Source organism: Amycolatopsis sp. lyj-109 (assembly GCF_046548995.1).
Taxonomy (GTDB): domain Bacteria; phylum Actinomycetota; class Actinomycetes; order Mycobacteriales; family Pseudonocardiaceae; genus Amycolatopsis.
This window is the reverse complement of record NZ_JAJPWR010000004.1, coordinates 156,365-173,548: the sequence shown is the minus strand read 5'-3', so window position 1 is coordinate 173,548 and position 17,184 is coordinate 156,365. Positions and strand designations below refer to the sequence as shown.

Annotated in this window: 16 protein-coding genes and 1 pseudogene; 11 read left to right on the top strand and 6 right to left on the bottom strand. The window is 71.6% G+C overall.

Features of this window, described 5'->3' with window-relative positions:
* Positions 1-100 precede the first annotated feature (100 nt).
* Positions 101-862 carry an ABC transporter permease gene (locus ACLJQF_RS10560; RefSeq protein ID WP_410608069.1) on the bottom strand — a complete coding sequence of 254 codons (762 nt, stop codon included), beginning with the start codon at positions 860-862 and terminating at the stop codon, positions 101-103.
* 6 nt (positions 863-868) lie between these two features.
* Positions 869-1,630, bottom strand: coding sequence for an ABC transporter ATP-binding protein (locus tag ACLJQF_RS10555; protein ID WP_410608068.1), 762 nt, complete (start codon positions 1,628-1,630; stop codon positions 869-871).
* A gap of 84 nt (positions 1,631-1,714) precedes the next feature.
* On the opposite strand from ACLJQF_RS10555, the gene ACLJQF_RS10550 reads away from it, so the two are divergent.
* The 7 genes from ACLJQF_RS10550 to ACLJQF_RS10520 all read left to right on the top strand — a co-directional run bounded on the left by ACLJQF_RS10550 (position 1,715) and on the right by ACLJQF_RS10520 (position 8,584).
* Entirely contained in the window at positions 1,715-2,041 is a 327-nt protein-coding gene (locus ACLJQF_RS10550; protein ID WP_410608067.1) for a PadR family transcriptional regulator, read from the top strand.
* Complete coding sequence (locus ACLJQF_RS10545) at positions 2,038-2,394, top strand: DUF1048 domain-containing protein (RefSeq protein ID WP_410608066.1); 357 nt, start codon at positions 2,038-2,040, stop codon at positions 2,392-2,394. The genes ACLJQF_RS10550 and ACLJQF_RS10545 overlap by 4 nt, the downstream gene beginning before the upstream one ends.
* Position 2,395: 1 nt before the next feature.
* Positions 2,396-2,716 (top strand): DUF1048 domain-containing protein, encoded by a 321-nt coding sequence (locus ACLJQF_RS10540; RefSeq protein ID WP_410608065.1) that lies wholly within the window; start codon positions 2,396-2,398, stop codon positions 2,714-2,716.
* A 208-nt stretch (positions 2,717-2,924) separates the two neighbouring features.
* The gene (locus ACLJQF_RS10535) at positions 2,925-4,481 is read left to right on the top strand and encodes a Na+/H+ antiporter (protein WP_410608064.1); all 1,557 of its coding nucleotides are present in this window, start codon (positions 2,925-2,927) and stop codon (positions 4,479-4,481) included.
* A gap of 137 nt (positions 4,482-4,618) precedes the next feature.
* A complete protein-coding gene (locus ACLJQF_RS10530; protein WP_410608063.1) occupies positions 4,619-6,550 on the top strand; it encodes a potassium transporter Kup in 1,932 nt (643 codons plus the stop codon).
* Positions 6,551-6,644: 94 nt separating this feature from the next.
* On the top strand, positions 6,645-7,985 hold the full coding sequence (locus tag ACLJQF_RS10525) for a PepSY-associated TM helix domain-containing protein (RefSeq protein WP_410608062.1): 1,341 nt from the start codon (positions 6,645-6,647) through the stop codon (positions 7,983-7,985).
* Positions 7,982-8,584, top strand: a complete 603-nt coding sequence (locus ACLJQF_RS10520) for a DUF5134 domain-containing protein (protein WP_410608061.1) — start codon at positions 7,982-7,984, stop codon at positions 8,582-8,584. The genes ACLJQF_RS10525 and ACLJQF_RS10520 overlap by 4 nt, the downstream gene beginning before the upstream one ends.
* Before the next feature lie 3 nt (positions 8,585-8,587).
* Here the strand turns inward: ACLJQF_RS10520 and ACLJQF_RS10515 are convergent, their stop codons facing one another.
* Entirely contained in the window at positions 8,588-8,800 is a 213-nt protein-coding gene (locus tag ACLJQF_RS10515) for a hypothetical protein (protein ID WP_410608060.1), read from the bottom strand.
* 83 nt (positions 8,801-8,883) lie between these two features.
* Here ACLJQF_RS10515 and ACLJQF_RS10510 point away from each other — a divergent pair, with 83 nt between their 5' ends.
* Positions 8,884-9,132, top strand: a complete 249-nt coding sequence (locus ACLJQF_RS10510; protein WP_410608059.1) for a hypothetical protein — start codon at positions 8,884-8,886, stop codon at positions 9,130-9,132.
* A gap of 50 nt (positions 9,133-9,182) precedes the next feature.
* Here ACLJQF_RS10510 and ACLJQF_RS10505 read toward each other — a convergent pair.
* Together ACLJQF_RS10505 and ACLJQF_RS10500 are read right to left on the bottom strand one after the other, a co-directional pair.
* Positions 9,183-11,446, bottom strand: a pseudogene (locus ACLJQF_RS10505) (heavy metal translocating P-type ATPase).
* Entirely contained in the window at positions 11,443-11,649 is a 207-nt protein-coding gene (locus ACLJQF_RS10500) for a heavy-metal-associated domain-containing protein (protein WP_410608058.1), read from the bottom strand. The pseudogene ACLJQF_RS10505 and the gene ACLJQF_RS10500 overlap by 4 nt, the downstream one beginning before the upstream one ends.
* Before the next feature lie 127 nt (positions 11,650-11,776).
* On the opposite strand from ACLJQF_RS10500, the gene ACLJQF_RS10495 reads away from it, so the two are divergent.
* The 3 genes from ACLJQF_RS10495 to ACLJQF_RS10485 all read left to right on the top strand — a co-directional run bounded on the left by ACLJQF_RS10495 (position 11,777) and on the right by ACLJQF_RS10485 (position 16,161).
* A complete protein-coding gene (locus tag ACLJQF_RS10495) occupies positions 11,777-12,343 on the top strand; it encodes a sigma-70 family RNA polymerase sigma factor (protein WP_410608057.1) in 567 nt (188 codons plus the stop codon).
* 96 nt (positions 12,344-12,439) lie between these two features.
* Positions 12,440-13,189, top strand: a complete 750-nt coding sequence (locus tag ACLJQF_RS10490; protein ID WP_410608056.1) for a zf-HC2 domain-containing protein — start codon at positions 12,440-12,442, stop codon at positions 13,187-13,189.
* Between the two features lie 290 nt (positions 13,190-13,479).
* Positions 13,480-16,161 (top strand): RICIN domain-containing protein, encoded by a 2,682-nt coding sequence (locus tag ACLJQF_RS10485; RefSeq protein WP_410608055.1) that lies wholly within the window; start codon positions 13,480-13,482, stop codon positions 16,159-16,161.
* Between the two features lie 41 nt (positions 16,162-16,202).
* Here the strand turns inward: ACLJQF_RS10485 and ACLJQF_RS10480 are convergent, their stop codons facing one another.
* Positions 16,203-17,078 (bottom strand): fumarylacetoacetate hydrolase family protein, encoded by an 876-nt coding sequence (locus ACLJQF_RS10480; RefSeq protein WP_410608054.1) that lies wholly within the window; start codon positions 17,076-17,078, stop codon positions 16,203-16,205.
* Positions 17,079-17,184 lie beyond the last annotated feature (106 nt).

Here is a 17,184-nt window from a genome sequence, read left to right as displayed (position 1 = left end):
CGCAGCGTGCCTGGTGCCGCCCGCGACCGGCGTAGGAAAAACGTCAAGATGCGGGCAGCGGCGCAGGGAAACCGTAAGCGTCACGGGGGAGTTTCGAAGTTCAGGAGATCTTGCGGCGGTAGGCCGCGGTGGCGAAGACGAAGGCGGCGACGAGGATGCCGGCGCACCACGCGAGGGCCGTCCGGATGTCGGCGCCGACCGGCGCTTGCGTGAACAGGGCGCGGATGGTGTTGACGATGGACGTCACCGGCTGGTGTTCGGCGAACCAGCGCACCGGGCCGGGCATCGTCGCCGTCGGCACGAACGCGGAGCTGAGGAACGGCAGGAAGATGAGCGGGTAGGAGAACGCGCCGCCGCCTTCGGCCGTCTTCGCGGTGAGGCCGGCGAGGACCGCGATCCAGGTCAGGGCCAGGGTGAACAGGAGCAGGATGCCGGTGACCGCCAGCCACGCCAGTGGTCCCGCTCCGGAGCGGAAGCCCATCAGCAGCGCGACGCCCACCACGATCACCAGCGAGATCAGGTTGGCGACCAGCGAGGTCAGCACGTGCGCCCACAGCACGGCCGGCCGGGCGATCGGCATGGAGTGGAAGCGCTCGAAGATCCCGCTCTTGAGGTCGGTGAACAGCCGCAGGGCGGTGTAGGCGACGCCCGACGCGATCGTGATCAGCAGGATGCCGGGCAGCATGTAGTCGATGTAGGCGCCGGATCCGGTGTCGATCGCGCCGCCGAAGACATAGACGAACATCAGCATCATGGCGACCGGCGTGATCACGGTCGTGATGATGGTGTCCAGGCTGCGGGTGACGTGGCGCATCGATCGTCCCAGCAGGACGGTGGTGTCGCCGAAAGTGTGCGTGGTCATCGTTTCTCATTTCTCCGTTCGGGAGCCGACGACGGCGAGGAAGACGTCTTCGAGGGTTGGCTGCTTCTCCACGTACTCGACCTGGGCGGGCGGGAGCAGCTGCTTGAGTTCGGCGAGGGTGCCGTTCACGATGATCCGGCCCTCGTGCAGGATCGCGATCCGGTCGGCGAGCTGCTCCGCCTCGTCCAGGTACTGGGTGGTGAGCAAAACGGTGGTGCCGCGGGCGGCGAGGCCCTTCACGGTGTCCCACACCTCAAGGCGGGCTTCGGGATCGAGGCCGGTGGTCGGCTCGTCGAGGAAGATCACCGGTGGATCGCCGATGAGGCTCATCGCGATGTCCAGGCGGCGGCGCATGCCCCCGGAGTACGTCGACACCCGTCGCGTGGCCGCGTCGGTCAGGGAGAAGCGCGCCAGCAGGTCGTCGGCGATCCTGCCGGGGTGCTTCAGGCGCCGCAGCCGGGCGACGAGCACGAGGTTCTCCCGGCCGCTGAGGATCTCGTCGACGGCGGCGAACTGGCCGGTGAGGCTGATCGCCGCGCGCACGTCGTCGGCCTGGGTGACGACGTCGAAGCCGTTGACGGTGGCCGTGCCCGCGTCCGCTTTCAGCAGCGTGGACAGGATGCGCACGGCGGTGGTCTTGCCCGCGCCGTTCGAGCCGAGCAGGGCGAAGATGCTGCCCCGCTCGACGTCGAAGTCCACCCCGCGCAGGACCCGCAGTGTCTTGTACGACTTCTCGAGGCCGCGAACGTGAATCGCTGTCATCGTCATCCCCTCATCGGACTACTCAGCGCTGCTGAGTACTGGTATACAGTAGTACTGACTAGTGACGCCAGGGGCAAGCCCGGAGGAACGATGGACGACCTGACCGAGATGCTGAAGGGCACCCTCGAGGGCTGCGTGCTCGAGATCATCGGCGGCGAGGAGACCTACGGCTACGCCATCACGCGCCGGCTGAACGACCTCGGCTTCGGCGACGTCGTCGAGGGAACCGTGTACACGATTCTGTTGCGGCTGGAGAAGAACGAGCTCGTCCAGGTGACGAAGCGGCCGTCCGAGAAGGGGCCGCCACGCAAGTTCTACCGGCTCAACGACGCGGGTCGCGAAGAGCTCGGGCGGTTCTGGGCGAAGTGGGACTACGTCTCGTCGCGGATCGGAAAACTGAAGGAGGGCGGGAAATGAACTTCTGGGAGACCATCACCGGCAGCGACCTCACCCGGGACTACCAGGCGTTCGAAACCAGAGCCGGGGTATTGCCGGAGGACCACCGGGCGGCGTGGGAGCAGATCAAGGCGCACCTCTTCCCGTACGGGAGCTTCACCGGCCGCAACCTGATGCCGATCCTCGACGGTGCACTGGGGCTGCTGGAGGAAACCGCGGCGGAGGGGCAGAGCGTCCACGACGTGCTGGGGGACGACATCGAGGGCTTCTGCGCGGCTTTGGCCGGCGGGGAAGGGGCCCGGACCTTCCGCGACCGGTGGCGCAAGCAGCTGAACCGGAATGTGGCGAGAAAACTGGGCCGGCTGGGAGGCTGAGATGGGCATCCAGGACATCATCGAGGGCAAGAAGCAGTGGCGGGCGCACCTGGCCCGGGTGAAGGCGCTGCCGCCCGACTACCAGATCGTCTACAAGGAAATGCAGAAGTACCTGTTCAAGGTCGGCCCGGTCGACCTGCTCGAGGGGAACCTGCTCCCGGAGATCGTCGACTTCTTCGCCGAAGGCGCCGCGACCGGCCGGGGAGTCCTGGAAGTGATCGGCGAGGACGTCGCTGCCTTCTGCGACGACCTGATCAAGGATTCGCGCACCTACGCCGACCGCTACCAGGAGTCGATCAACGGCGAATCCGGCCCGGGTTAGTGGCCCGCGTCGCAGGTTCGTTGACGCTCACCAAGCCGAGCGCCCCAAGGCGGCCTTCGGTGCGTGTGACGCACCGAAGGCCGCCTTGGGTGCGTCTGACGCACCGAAGGCCACATTGGGGCGCTTGGGGGCCGGCTCGCGTAGGCTGATCCCCGGCGCGCCGGGAAGTCTGGTCGGCATCCGGATTTCGGATCGGAAGGACCGGCTGATGCGCGGGGTGGAAACCGTCCTGTTCCTCGTGGTCGTGGCGACCGTGGTGGCCACGTTCGCCCGGCGGTGGCGGGTTCCGGCGCCGTCGCTGCTGGTCGCCGTCGGCGTGGTCGTGGGGCTGCTGCCCGGTGTTCCGGTGGTGCAGGTGACGCCGGAGGTGATCAGCCTGGTCGTGCTTCCGCCGCTGCTGTTCGCGGCGGGGGAGGAGCTGCCGTGGCGGGATCTGCGGGCGGTGGGGCGTCCGGTCGCGGTGCTGTCGGTGGGGCTGGTGCTGTTGTCGGCCGCGGCGGTGATCGGGGTCGCGGTCGCCGTGACGCCGTTGCCGGTCGGGATGGCGTTCGTGCTGGGCGCGGTACTGGCGAGCACCGACCCGGTCGCGGTGACGGCGCTGGCGCGTCGGCTCGCGCTGCCGCCGCGGGTGCAGGCCCTGATCCAGGCCGAAAGCCTGTTCAACGACGCGACCAGCCTGCTGCTGTTCCGGGTGGCGCTGTTCCTGGCCGTCGCCGGCGGGGCCGCGTCCTGGGGCCGGACGCTCGCGGAGTTCGGCGTGCTCGCGGGCGGCGGGGTGGCGGTCGGCGTGCTGACGGCGCTCGGCGCGTTCCTCGTCCGGCGGCGCACCGAGGACCCGGTGCTGGAGACGGTGATCTCCCTGGTCACGCCGTACGCGGGGTACGTGGTCGCGGAGTCGGTCGGCGGGTCGGGCGTGACGGCGGTCGTGGTGGCGAGCGTGATCCTCGGGACCCAGGCCGAGCGACTGACGACCGCGCGGATCCGGCTGCAGGTCGGCGCGGTGTACCAGACCGTGGTGTTCCTGCTGGAGAGCGTCGTGTTCGGCCTGATCGGGCTGCAGCTGCCCGCGCTGGTGCGGCGGGTGGCCGGCGGCGGGGCGTGGTGGCTGCTGCAGGCGCTGGCCATCGCGGCGACGTTGGTGCTCGCGCGGCTGCTGCTGGTGTTCGTGCTTTCGGCGCTGCGGCAACGGCGGGTGGACGGCCGGATCTCCTGGCAGGTGCCCGCGGTCGTTTCCTGGGCGGGGGCGCGGGGTGTGGTGCCGCTGGCGGCGGCGCTGTCCCTGCCGGTGGCCACTATGGACGGTTCGGAGCTGCCCGGGCGCGATCTGGTCCTGGTGCTGACCACGGCGGTGATCGTGCTGACGCTCGTGGTCCAGGGCTTCACGCTGGCGCCGCTGGTCCGGCGGGCGGGGATCGCCCTCGACCCCGCCGACCTGCGGACCGAGTACGGCACCGCGCGCCGGAAGCTGGCCGAAGCGGGCTTGTCGCACCTGGATCACCTGGCCGAGACCGAGTCCGCGCCGGCGTTCGTGGTCGGCCAGCTGCGGGCGGGCTGGCAGGCGCGGCTCGAGCACGTCCGCGGTGACCTCGGCGAGGAGGCGGCGGACTGGGTGCGCGGCATCGACTACCGTGCCCTGCGGCGGGAGCTGATCGACATCGAGGCGGCCGAGCTGACGCGGCTGTTCGAGGCGGGTGAGATCACCGACGGCACCCGGCGGCGCATCCAGCGGCTGCTGGACCTGGAACACGCCGGCCTCGAGGACTGAGCGACGCTAAAGTTTCGTAAATACGGGTAAAGCTCCCCTCGAACCCGCCGCGATGGACGGCGTCCGGCCACAGTGGACCGGTAGGGTCGCGCTTCGGTGCGCCAGGCGATCCGGTTGCCTGGGCGGAGGAGGGACACGTGAGCCAGGAGACCACCACGGCGGAGCGCCCGCCGTCGCCCGCGCGGGACGTGGTGCGGCTGGGGCTCGTGATCGGGGCGCTCGGCGTCGTCTTCGGCGACATCGGCACCAGCCCCATCTACACCCTGCAGACGGTGTTCAGCCCCGCCGACCCGCACCCCGTACCGGTGAACCCGGACAACGTGTTCGGGGTGGTGTCGCTGATCTTCTGGTCGGTGATGATCATCGTGACCGTCACCTACGTGCTGCTGGCGATGCGCGCCGACAACGACGGCGAGGGCGGCATCATGGCGCTGATCACCCTGCTGCGCCGCTGGGGCGCGCAACGCGGCAACCGCGCGGCCGTCGTCCTGGCCGGCCTGGGCATCTTCGGTGCGGCGCTGTTCTTCGGCGACAGCATGATCACGCCGGCGATCTCCGTGCTCTCCGCGGTGGAGGGCCTGAAGGTCGTCTCCGACGGCCTCGACGACTGGATCGTCCCGATCACCGCCGTGATCATCATCGGGCTGTTCCTGGTGCAGCGGCGGGGAACCGCCGCGGTCGGCCGGGTGTTCGGGCCGGTCATGATCGCCTGGTTCGTGACGATCGGCGGGTTCGGCGTGGCCGGCATCGCCGGGCACCCGGACATCCTCAAGGCGCTCTCGCCGACGTATGCGATCGGGTTCCTGGCCGGCCACTTCGACATCGCGTTCTTCGCGCTGGCGGCGGTCGTGCTGTCGGTCACCGGCGCCGAAGCGTTGTACGCCGACATGGGCCACTTCGGCCGCCGGGCGATCACGCGCGGGTGGCTGCTGCTGGTGCTGCCCGCGTGCGTGCTCAGCTACCTCGGCCAGGGCGCGCTGATCCTCGAAGACCCGGCCAACATCAGCAGCCCGTTCTTCCTGCTCGTGCCCTCCTGGGCCCGGCTGCCGCTGGTGGTGCTGGCCACGGCGGCGACGGTGATCGCGTCCCAGGCGGTGATCACCGGCGCGTACTCGGTCGCGGCCCAGGCCGCCCAGCTCGGATATCTGCCCCGGCTGCGGGTCGCGCACACCTCGGAGACCGAGCGGGGCCAGATCTACGTCCCGTGGATCAACTGGCTGCTCCTGGTCTCGGTGCTCACGCTGGTGTTCGCCTTCCGCAGTTCGGCGGCGCTGGCGTTCGCGTTCGGCATGGCGGTGACCGGCACGATCACGATCACGACGTTGCTGTTCTTCTACGTCGCCCGGTCGCGGTGGGGGACGCCGGCGTGGCTGATCGGCGTCGGCGCGACCGTGCTGCTGGCCGTGGACCTGCTGTTCGTCGCGGCCAACCTGACCAAGCTGGTCCACGGCGCGTGGCTGCCGCTGCTGATCGGGCTCACGGCGTTCACGATCATGACGACCTGGCAGCGGGGCCGCCGGATCGTCACCGCCGAGCGGGAGCGCCGGGAAGGCGCGCTGCCGGAGTTCATCGAAGGACTCCGCACGTCGCCGGTGCAGCGGGTGCCGGGGACGGCCGTCTTCCTCAACCGCGGCGGCCGGACCGCCCCGCTGGCGCTGCGGGCGAACGCCGAGCACAACCACGTGCGGCACGAACAGGTCGTGATCATGGCGTTGGAGACCGAGCCGGTGCCGCGGGTTCCGGTCGAGCAGCGGGTCACCGTCGAAGACCTGGGCCACACCGACGACGGCATCGTCTTCGTCACCGCCCGCTACGGCTACATGGAGACCCCGGACGTCCCGGGCGCACTCGCCCTGCTCGACCCGGCGCAGACCGAGGGACGGCTGCAGCTGGACGACGCGTCGTACTTCCTGTCCAAGATCGAGCTGCGGCGCGGTACGGAACCGACCATGGCGGACTGGCGCAAGCGGCTGTTCATCGCCACGTCCTACATCACCGCGGACGCCGCGGAGTACTTCGGCCTGCCCCGCGACCGCACCCTGATCATCGGCTCCCACATCGACGTGTGAGCCTTCACCCGAAATTGCGGGAACCGTTCACTCTTCCGGGCCGACCTTCTCCTGGAGCGACCGAACCGGGCGTCGCGGAGGTGAAGGGAGCTCGATGTCGATCGACCAGAGCGACGAGCGGACGGCCGAGCCGGCCGAGCCGGCCGCGCAACCGCGGTTCGCGTGGGCCGCCGTCCGGCCGCTGTTGGTGCGGCTGCACTTCTACGCCGGGGTGTTCGTCGGCCCGTTTCTGCTGGTCGCGGCGGTGACCGGGCTGGCGTACACCTGGACTCCGCAGGTGGAGCGGGCCGTCTACGACCACGAGTTGCACGTCCCGGCCGCGCCCGGCGTCGTCCCGCTGGCCCAGCAGGCGGCCGTCGCGAAGGCGGCGGTGCCGGACGGGACGGTCACCGGGATCCGGCCCGGGCCGGATCCCACCGACTCCACGCAGGTGATCTTCACCCGCCCGGGGCTCGAGCCGAGCTATCACCACACCGTGTTCGTCGACCCGCACACCGGTGAGATCCGTGGGCAACTCGAGACCTACGGTTCGGGCCAGGCGATGCCGTTGCGCGGCTGGATCGACGGGCTCCACGCCAACCTGCAGCTGGGTGACTTCGGCCGCTGGTACAGCGAACTCGCGGCCAGCTGGCTGTGGGTGGTCGTGCTGGCCGGGATCGGGCTCTGGATCGGGAGCCGCAAGCGGAAGAAGTCGGAGAGCGCGCGCGGACGGCTCTTGTCCTGGCACCGCATGACCGGGCTGGTGATCGCGGCCGGGCTGCTGGTCCTCTCGGCCACCGGACTGACGTGGTCCGAGCACGCCGGCGACAACATCAGCGAGCTTCGTGCGCAGCTGGACTGGACGACGCCGTCGGTGTCGACCGCACTCCCCACGGCCGCCCCTCCGGGCGCGGACGTCGGCATCGACGCCGTGCGCGCGGCGACGCTGCAGGCCGGTCTGGCGGACCCGGTGGAGATCCGGCCGCCGTCCGCGCCGGGCAAGGCGTACGTCGTGGCGCAGGTCGGCCGGGAGTGGCCGACGAAGGCGGACTCGATGGCCGTCGACCCGGCGACCGGCCGGATCACCGACACCCTGCGGTTCGCCGACTATTCGGTGGCCGCCAAGCTGTCCCGCTGGGGGATCGACGCCCACATGGGCCTGCTGTTCGGGGTGGCGAACCAGATCGTGCTCACCGGGTTGGCCGTCGGGTTGATCGCGGTGATCTTCTGGGGGTATCGGATGTGGTGGCTGCGCCGCCCGACCCGGAGCGAAGCTCGCGTCGGACGTCCGCCGAAGCGCGGGACATGGCGCCGGATTCCGGGGCGGGTGGTGGCGCCGTTCCTGGTGGTGACCGCGGTCGTGGGCTACTACCTGCCGGTGTTCGGGTTGTCGCTGCTGGCTTTCCTGGTCGTGGACCTGATCGTCGGCGCGCGCCGGGCGGAGGTGAAGGCGTGATCGAGGCGACCGGGTTGCGATGGATCCTGACCGCGGTGTTCGTGGCGGCCGGGGCGTTCTGCCTCTACCGCTGCGTCCGGCAGGGCACCGTGTCGTGCCGGATCGGTGACCTGCTGCACGCGGCGATGTGCGCGGCCATGGTCGCGATGGTGTGGCCGGCCACGATGGGCGTGGCCGGCTTGCCGCAGGTGGTGCTGTTCGGGTTCGCCGCGGCGTGGTTCGCCGTGGCGGCGGCGCGGGGCACCGCCCACGAGGGCCGGTGGCACCCCGGTTACCACGCGGCGATGATGCTCGCGATGGTCTGGATGGTGTTCGCCATGCCCCGCGCCATGATCGGCAGCGGGGCGGCGACGACCATGGACATGCCGGGGATGGAGGGCATGGCGATGGCCCTCCCGTCGGCCGGCGGGGGAGTGCCCGCCGACGTCGTGATCGTCGCGCTCACGCTCGCGATCGCGTTCTGCCTGGCGGGGACCGTGTTCCTGGCCCGGGTGGTCGACGGGGCACGTGTCGCGCCGCCGTCGGTGCGCACGGCCGGATGGGGCGCCGACGCCCTGATGGGCCTCGGCACCTCCGTGGTGCTGCTGGCGATGCTGTGACCGTCAGGCCGGGGTGACGAGCTGGTCGAGCACCCCGGTCTTGATGTCGGCGACCAGGACTTCGAGCTGTGCCACGCTCATTTCGATCTTCTGGCCGAAGTCGTCGGTGATGACGATGCACCGCTCGGCGGGCGCGTTTTCCGCCACGTACAGCTCCGGACAGCCGCAGTTGCACTGTCCGCAGAACGTCGCGACGTGACGCAGGGAAGGGTCCATGGTCGTTCTCCTCGGCTCGCCGGGCTGCCACCGCTCCAGTAGTCGGACGCGCCCGCGGGATGGTTCCCGGGTCAGCTGATCGGATGACGGCCGAGGTGCTGGTTCATGCGGGGCACCCTCGTGGCAAGCCCGCGTCGCCGCCCACCACCGCCGGCTCCGCCGCGCCCGCGTCGTCCTCGGCGGCAGCGCCCGCCACGACGACCTCGCCGGCCCCGGCCGCGGTGAGCGACACCGGCGGCGGGATCCCGGGGTGGGGGTGGATCCTGGTCGCGGCCGTGGTCGTCGTGGCCGCGGGAGTGGCCGGGCTGCGCCTGCGGCGGTCCCGGCAGTAGGCCGGCGGCCCCGCGCAACGCCCGTGCGACCCGGGCGTTGCGCGGAGCTCTCATGATCCGGCCAGTGCCGCCCGCGCCGTCGTGCCGCGGAACCGGGTGAGCCGCAGGCTGTTGGACACGACCAGGCAGCTCGACAGCGCCATCGCCGCACCGGCGATCATCGGGTTCAGCAACCCGGCGGCAGCCAGCGGCAACGCCGCGACGTTGTAGGCCAGCGCCCAGAACAGGTGGCCTTGATCGTGCTCAGGGTCCGCCGCGAGAGCCGGATCGCGTCCACCGCGGCCAGCAGATCGCCGCGCACGAGCGTCAGGTCGGCGGCTTCGATGGCCGCGTCGGTCCCGGTGCCGATCGCCAGCCCGAGGTCGGCCGCCGCGAGCGCGGCCGCGTCGTTGACGCCGTCGCCGATCATCGCGACCACCCGGCCCTGGGCCTTGAGGTCCTCGATCACGGCGACTTTCTGTTCGGGGGAGACCTCGGCGACCACCTCGGTGATCCCGGCTTCCCGGGCGATGGCCCGGGCCACGGCCTGGTTGTCGCCGGTGAGCAGGACCGGCGTGAGCCCGAGGCGCCGCAGCTGGAAGACCGCCGGCGCGGAGGTCGGCTTGACGGTGTCGGCGACGACCAGCACCGCGCGGGCGAAGCCGTCCCAGGCCAGCACCACGGCGGTGTTCCCGGCCTGCTCGGCCGTCTCCTTCGCCCGGGCCAGCACGGCCGGCACGCCGATCGAGAACCGCTGCAGCAGCTCCGGGCGGCCGACGACGACCCGGTGCCCACCGACCCGGCCGAGCACACCGAAGCCGGCGACCGTCCGGAACTCGTGGACCTGCCCGACCCGGCCGAACCGACGACGTGCCGCGTCGGTGATCGCGGCCGCGATCGGGTGCTCCGACGCGCTTTCCAGCGCGGCAGCCAGCTCCAGGGCCACGTCCGCGGGCACCCCGTCGGCGGTCCGGACGGCGGTCAGGGTCATCTTGCCCGTGGTGATCGTGCCGGTCTTGTCGAGCACGACGGTGTCGACGCGGCGGGTGGACTCCAGCATCTCCGGGCCCTTGACCAGCACACCGAGCTGGGCACCGCGGCCGGTGCCGACGAGCAGCGCGGTGGGCGTGGCGAGACCGAGCGCGCACGGGCAGGCGATGATCAGGACCGCCACCGCGGCCGTGAACGCTTCGTCGCCACCGGCACCGGTGGCCAGCCAGAACCCCAGCGTGGCCAGCGAAAGCCCGATCACGATGGGGACGAACACCGCCGAGACCCGATCGGCGAGCCGCTGGACCTGTGCCTTGCCGTTCTGCGCGCGTTCGACCATCGCGGCGATGCGGGCGAGCTGGGTCTCGGCGCCGACGCGGCCGGCCCGGACCAGCAGGCGGCCACTGAGGTTCACGGTCGCGCCGACGACCTCGGCGCCGGCGGCGACCTCGACGGGCACCGCCTCGCCGGTCACCAGGCTCAGGTCGACCGCGGAGGCGCCGTCGACCACGACGCCGTCGGTCGCGACCTTCTCACCCGGCCGCACGACGAACAGGTCACCGGCGCGCAGCTGCTCGATCGGCAGCCGCTCCTCGCGGCCGTCGCGCAGGATCGTGACGTCCTTCGCGCCGAGGTCGAGCAGGGCGCGCAGCGCGGCCCCGGAGCGGCGGCGCGAGCGGGCCTCGAAGAAGCGCCCGGCCAGGATGAACAGCGTCACGCCGGTGGCGACCTCGAGGTAGATCCCGTCGCCCTGCTCGGCCGACAGCGTCAGCTCGAACTCGTGCCGCATCCCGATCTCCCCGGCACCGCCGAGGAACAGCGCGTACAGCGACCACAGGTAGGCGGCGGAGACGCCGATCGACACCAGGGTGTCCATGGTGGCGGTGCGGTGCCGCAGGTTGGCCAGTGCCGCCCGGTGCAGCGGCCAGGCGCCCCAGGTGACCACGGGCGTGGCCAGCACGAGGGAGAGCCATTGCCAGCCGGGGAACTGCGTCGGCGGCACCATCGCGAACGCGATGACGGGGATCGCGAGCACGGCGGAGAGCCGCAGCCGCCGGCGCACCGCGTCCGGTCCTTCTTCGACCGGCTGGTCTTCCGGCAGCGTCGCCGTGTAGCCCGCGGCCTGCACGGCGTGCACCACGTCCTCGACGGTCAGCGTCGGCGGCACGTGCACCAGGGCCTTGGCGGTCGCGTAGTTGACGCCCGCGCGGACACCGTCGAGCCGGTTGAGCTTGCGTTCGATCCGCGCGGCGCACGACCCGCAGGTCATGCCGCCGATCAGCAGCTCGACCTCCCGGCTCGGCGCTCTCGGCGCTTTCGGCGCGCGGTGGCCGGTCGTGGTCATCGGACGAGCTGGTAGCCGGCGGCGCGGATCGCTTCGGCCACCTGTCCCGGGTCGAGGGCGGCGTCGCTCGCGATCTCGACCGCGCCGCTCGGGACGTCGACGTCGACGGTGCGCACGCCCGGCAGCTCGCCGAGCTCCTCGCGGACCGAGCTGGCGCAGTGTCCGCAGGTCATCCCGGTGACCTCGTACTGTGTCCGGATCATCGCCTCACCTTTCGTGCCCTGTTCGTGGCCTCGTGGTGACAAGGTCGGTGCCGGCGGGTGATCGGTTCCCGCGGGTTTTTACAAGATCATTTTCAACCGGACGCGGCGCGGGCGCGTAGTACGGGATGTGACCGCACAACGCGCGGAAGATCCCGAACTGACCGGCTGGGCGCTGCGAGCCGGGCGCGGCGATCAGGTGGCGCTCGAACAGTTCCTCCGTGCCGCCCAGCCGCACGTCTGGCGGTTCGTCGCCGCGTTGGACAGTCCGCGGACGGCCGACGACCTCACCCAGGAGACGTTCCTGCGGGTGCTGAGCAGCCTGCCGGGGTTCCGAGGTGACTCCTCGGCCCGCACCTGGGTGCTGGCCATCGCCCGCCGCGTCGTGGCCGACCACATCCGCGCGGCGCGGGTCCGTCCCCGCACCACCGGGGCGGACTGGCAGGCCGCGGCCGACAGCGTCGTCCCGCCCGAGCGGCTCGACGAGCAGGTCGTGCTCGACGAGCTGGTGGCGGCGCTCGACGAGGATCGCCGCACGGCCTTCGTGCTGACCCAGACGCTCGGACTGTCCTATGCGGACGCCGCCGCGGTGTGCGGGTGCCCGGTCGGCACCATTCGGTCCCGCGTCGCGCGAGCACGGGAGGACCTGCTCGCGGCCCTGGCCGGCCGGTCGGCGCGCTACCCGCTCGTGGGCTGAAGTGTCCCGGACGCCTCGAAGGCCCGCTCGCCGCGGTCCCGGCCGGAAGCCACGAACGGGCCCGCAGCCGACACCCGCGGGAACCGGGATCGCCCGGTGAGCGACTATGGGAGTGTGGACTGCTCGGAACTGCGCGAATCGATTTCGGCCCGCGTCGACGGGGAGCAGCCGGTGGTGCCGGAGGACGTCCTCGACCGGCACCTGACCGGCTGCCCGGACTGCCGCGCCTGGCAGGAGCGCGCGACCGCGCTGCGCCGGCTGACGCTGGTCCGGGAAGCGCCCCAGGTGCCGGACCTCACGGCGAAGATCCTGGCCGAGGCGCCGGTGTCGCGGCCGCAGCGCTGGGGCCTGCGGGTGGCGCTCGGCCTGGTCGCGCTCGTGCAGAGCGGGCTCGGGCTGGCCGAGCTGCTGGGCGCGGACGTCGGCCACGCCGGTCACGGCACGCTCGCGGCCGCGGTGCACCTCGGCAACGAGAGCGCCGCCTGGAACGTCGCCGTGGGCATCGGGCTGCTGTGGGCCGCCCTCCGGCCCGCCACGGCCGCCGGGCTCCTGCCGGCGCTGGGCGGGTTCGTGGTCGTGCTGGGCATCATCTCCGGCGTCGACCTGACCACGGGGGAGGTGGCGCTGGACCGGGTGGCCTCCCACGGGCTCGTCGTCGTCGGCGTCGCCCTGCTCGTCGCGGTGCGCCGGCAGCACAAGCGCCGGCCCGCGCCGCATTCCGCGGACCGCCTGCCCGTCCCGGGGGACGACGCCACGAGCTCTCCGGAGACTTCTTCGCCGCGGGCCGGTGACCCACCGCAGCGGCGGCGCTTCCCGCAACGGCCGACAGGCCGCCACGCCGCCTGAGAAATTCCGGCTCGCGCTTTTCCGGCCAAGTTCGTGAAGGCCACCTTGAGGAACTTCAAGTTCCTCAAGGTGGCCTTCACGAACTTTCGTGGCGGGTGAAACTTTCAAAAGGGTCGGTCGCGTCCGGATATCCCAGGAAACGCCGTGAAAATGCGGCCTGTTTCTTGACGTCGCGCGCGGCGGAGTGCTGTCCTTGATGCCTGCTTGTGCCGACCGCGTGCCTTTCCCCGGTACTGCGAACTCCGCCGGTTCCGTGACGGTGGCGCCATTCCCGACGAAAGGCTCGCGTCATGCGACGACACCTCCGGCTGCCGCGCCGTCGACGCTGCACGCCGGTGCTCGCGGCCGTCGCGGCGCTGCTCACCGCGGTCGTGGGAACGCACCCGGCCGCCGCGGCGGGTGCGCGACCCGCCGGGCCGGTTCCGGCCACCTCGACGCCGCAGGTCGACGGCGTCACCGCGGGCAACGCCGCGATCGGGTCGGTCGACCTGGCCGGGACGTGGAGCTTCACCCCGGCGGGGCGGGCGGCGACGTCGATCACCGTGCCCGGTGGCGGCTGGTACAAGCAGGGTTTCACCGACGTGAACGAGGCGGTGTACTCGCGCAGTGTGACCGTCCCGGACTCGGGGCAGCCGCAGTCGGCGTGGATCGAGTTCGGTGCGGTCAACCACCAGGCGACGCTGTCCGTGGACGGGCGGGTGGTCGCCACCCGGACCACGGCCTTCACGCCGTCGAACTTCGACATCACCGCGTACGCCGCGCCCGGCACCACGCACACGATCAGCGTGGCGGTGAAGGGCCGCGGCGCGTTGCGGAACAGCGCGGGCAAGTACCTGGTGCCGGTGGCCGCCGACTGGTCGGAGGCCGTACCGCAGGGCATCTTCCGGTCGGCGTTCCTGCGGACGTACCCGGCGGTGTACGTCAGCGACACGTTCGTCCGCACGTCGGTGGCGAACCGGTCCCTCACCTACGACGTGTCCGTGACGAACACCTCCGCCGTCGCCCGGTCGGTGACCCTCACCGGGGCGCTCGCCTCGGACGGCGGCGGCTCGTTCGCCTATCCGGCGCTGCCGGGCCGCACGGTCAGCGTGCCCGCCCACTCGACGGCCAAGGCGACCGTCGGCCCGGTCGCGTGGAACCTCGGCACGACGTCGTACTGGTGGCCGAACGTGCCTTACCGCCAGGGGTACCGGGCACAGCTGCACCGGCTGTCGGTGCACGCGACCACCGACGACGGGCGCACGAGCGACGCCGAGTACCGGTTCGGGTTCCGCGAGAGCACGCAGAACGGCGAGTACTTCGAGCTCAACGGCGTGCGCGTGAACTACCGCGGCGACAATCTCCAGGGCGCCGACTACGACCGGATCGACAATGGCGGCAAGGGGGACGCCTACGACACGCTGCCCGGCTTTCTCCCGCCGTCACCGGGAAATCCCGGCTGGCCCCAAGCGGTCGACAACTACCAGCGGCTGAACTTCGACGTCGTGCGGATCCACCAGGAACCGGCCAGCCCGTACATGCTGGACGTCGCCGACGAGCTCGGCCTGATGATCATCGACGAGAGCGGGATCCGCGGCGGGGCGGAGGACTTCGCCGGCGGGCACGACAACATGGTCGACCACGTCCGGGGATTGACGCTGCGGGATCGCAACCACCCCGCGGTCGTCCGCTGGAGCCAGGCGAACGAACCCAGCTTCGGCAACGACTCCGAGCAGTTCGAGCAGGATCTCTACGCGGCGGTGAACGGCGCCGACGGCACCCGCCCGATCAGCGTGGACGCCGCGCCCGGCGCCGACTCGCCCAGCCGGTACCCGAACATGAACCAGCCCAACTTCGCCGTCTTCGCGCACTACCTCGACGGCACCGGCCAGTACGGCGAGCGGGTGCCGTCGGTGCCCGGCCGGCCCGACGGCGAAGGCGAGTACATCTGGCCGAAGTGCAACACCAAGCAAGGCTTCGAATGGTTCGCCACGGCAACGGCCGCCAAGCGCGGCAAGGGCGCCAACGACCTGCGCCCCTACACGCTGCTGTCCGCCTGGGCGGGCGTCATCCCGGGGGTGCGGTCCACGGACTTCACGCCCGAGGAGGGCGGCCATCCGCTCTACGGCGCGGACAACCTGACCGACCCGTGGAGCAACCCGCAGTTCCAGCGGGTCCAGGCCGCGTTCAACCCGGTCGCCGCGATCGACCTGCCGTACTGGTCGGCGTCCGGCGGTTCGGACGCGGGCGGCACCTTCCCCCTGCCGCAGGCGGTGCCGGGCTACGCCGCCGGCGCCTCGGTGAACCGGACCGTCACCGTCTTCAACGACGACCTCGCCGGCACCGCCGTGGACTTCGCCTGGAGCGCCCGGCTCGACAGCCCGGCCGGCGCGGTGCTCGCGTCCGGAGGGGCGACCCTCTCGATTCCGCAGGGGGCGCGGGTGGCCCAGCCCGTGTCGTTCACCGCCCCGGCGACCGGCTCGCGGGTGTACCTCGTGCTCTCGACCGGCAAGGCCGGCACGGCGACGTTCAGCGACGCGGTCGAGTACTTCACGCTGGGTGGCACGGGCACCGGCCCCGCGCCCGGCACCTACCGCATCGTCAACCGCAACAGCGGCAAGCCGCTCGCCATCGCCGGCAATTCCACTTCGGACGGTGCCAAGGCGGTCCAGCAGACCGGGACCGCCACCTGGACCGTCGGCACCGTCCAGGGCGGGGCGTACACCCTGCGCTACACCGCGAGCGGGAAAGCCCTCGACGTCAACGGTTCCGCCACCACCGCCGGGCTGCAACTGCAGCAGTGGACCGCCAACGGCGGCACCAACCAGCAGTGGTACCTGCGCGCCACCGGTGACGGCTACTACTCGATCGTCAGCCACGACAGCGGCCTGGTCGCCGACGTGTACGGCCAAGCGACCACCGACGGCGCGCAGGTCGTCCAGTGGACGGCCAACAACGGGCCCAACCAGCAGTGGCAGCTGACACCGGCGTGAGCGAACGGCACCCGGCCGCGTTTCCGCGGGCCGCCGGACTCTCAGCGGGCCGCGAGCACGCGGCGCACCTCGTCCGCGCCCAGCACCACGGGGCAGTGCAGCGATCCGACCTCGCCGATCTCGATCTCGACGACGTCTCCCGGTCGCAGCCCGAGATCGAGCCCCGGCACGACGGACGTGCCGGTGGAGAGCACGGCGCCGTCGGGGAAGTCGTTGTCCCGCCACAGGTACTCGACCAGTGCGGCCGGTTCGCGGTTCAGCTGGGTGGTGCTGGCCTCGCCGGCGAACACCTCGTGACCGTCGCGCAGGATGCGCATGCGGAGGTCGAGCGACAGCGGGTCCGGCACCTCCCACGCCGGCCGCACCCGCGCCGACACCGCGCACGAACCGGTGTAGATCTTGGCCTGCGGGAGGTATAACGGGTTCTCGCCTTCGATGCTGCGCGAGCTGACGTCGTCGACCACCACGTACCCGGCGATCTCGCCGGTGGCGGTCAGCAGCAGGCCCAGTTCCGGCTCCGGCACGTTGTTGGCGGAATCGGCGCGGATGGCGACCGGCTCGCCGTCGGTGACCACGCGCCACGCGGGCGACTTGAAGAACAACTCCGGCCGCTGCGCGCGGTACACCCGCGCGTAGACGTCCTCGTCGGCGCTTTCCTCGCGACGGGCCTCCTCGGACCGCAGGTACGTCACCCCGGCGGCCCACACCTCCATCCGCCCGTCCAGCGGCGGCAGCAGGCGGATCCCGGCCGGGGAGACGGGCTCCCCGGCGGTCTCGGTCAGCTCGCGGATCTCCGCCACGGGCCGGCGCAGCAGGTCGCTCATCGACGCCACCGCGAGCGGCCGCACCTGCTCATCGGTGAGCACGCCGACCCGGATGGTGCCGGTTCCGTCGGCGAATCGCACCAGATGGCTCATTCCGGACCTCCTCGTTCAGTGTCGAACCTACGGAGTGCGGGGCGTGGCGGTCAACGAGTGCCGGACAGCCGGAGCCGCGGCCCGGCTCGACGGTGATCGCGTAGGT

What these genes read in the sequence shown, in the direction of transcription:
- ACLJQF_RS10545 (WP_410608066.1), top strand. Translation starts at nt 2,038, where the DNA reads ATGAACTTCTGGGAGACCATCACCGGCAGCGACCTCACCCGGGACTAC.
- ACLJQF_RS10485 (WP_410608055.1), top strand. Translation starts at nt 13,480, where the DNA reads ATGCGACGACACCTCCGGCTGCCGCGCCGTCGACGCTGCACGCCGGTG.
- ACLJQF_RS10500 (WP_410608058.1), bottom strand. Translation starts at nt 11,649, where the DNA reads ATGATCCGGACACAGTACGAGGTCACCGGGATGACCTGCGGACACTGC.
- ACLJQF_RS10525 (WP_410608062.1), top strand. Translation starts at nt 6,645, where the DNA reads ATGTCGATCGACCAGAGCGACGAGCGGACGGCCGAGCCGGCCGAGCCG.
- ACLJQF_RS10480 (WP_410608054.1), bottom strand. Translation starts at nt 17,078, where the DNA reads ATGAGCCATCTGGTGCGATTCGCCGACGGAACCGGCACCATCCGGGTC.
- ACLJQF_RS10540 (WP_410608065.1), top strand. Translation starts at nt 2,396, where the DNA reads ATGGGCATCCAGGACATCATCGAGGGCAAGAAGCAGTGGCGGGCGCAC.
- ACLJQF_RS10535 (WP_410608064.1), top strand. Translation starts at nt 2,925, where the DNA reads ATGCGCGGGGTGGAAACCGTCCTGTTCCTCGTGGTCGTGGCGACCGTG.
- ACLJQF_RS10510 (WP_410608059.1), top strand. Translation starts at nt 8,884, where the DNA reads ATGACGGCCGAGGTGCTGGTTCATGCGGGGCACCCTCGTGGCAAGCCC.
- ACLJQF_RS10515 (WP_410608060.1), bottom strand. Translation starts at nt 8,800, where the DNA reads ATGGACCCTTCCCTGCGTCACGTCGCGACGTTCTGCGGACAGTGCAAC.
- ACLJQF_RS10550 (WP_410608067.1), top strand. Translation starts at nt 1,715, where the DNA reads ATGGACGACCTGACCGAGATGCTGAAGGGCACCCTCGAGGGCTGCGTG.
- ACLJQF_RS10555 (WP_410608068.1), bottom strand. Translation starts at nt 1,630, where the DNA reads ATGACGATGACAGCGATTCACGTTCGCGGCCTCGAGAAGTCGTACAAG.
- ACLJQF_RS10560 (WP_410608069.1), bottom strand. Translation starts at nt 862, where the DNA reads ATGACCACGCACACTTTCGGCGACACCACCGTCCTGCTGGGACGATCG.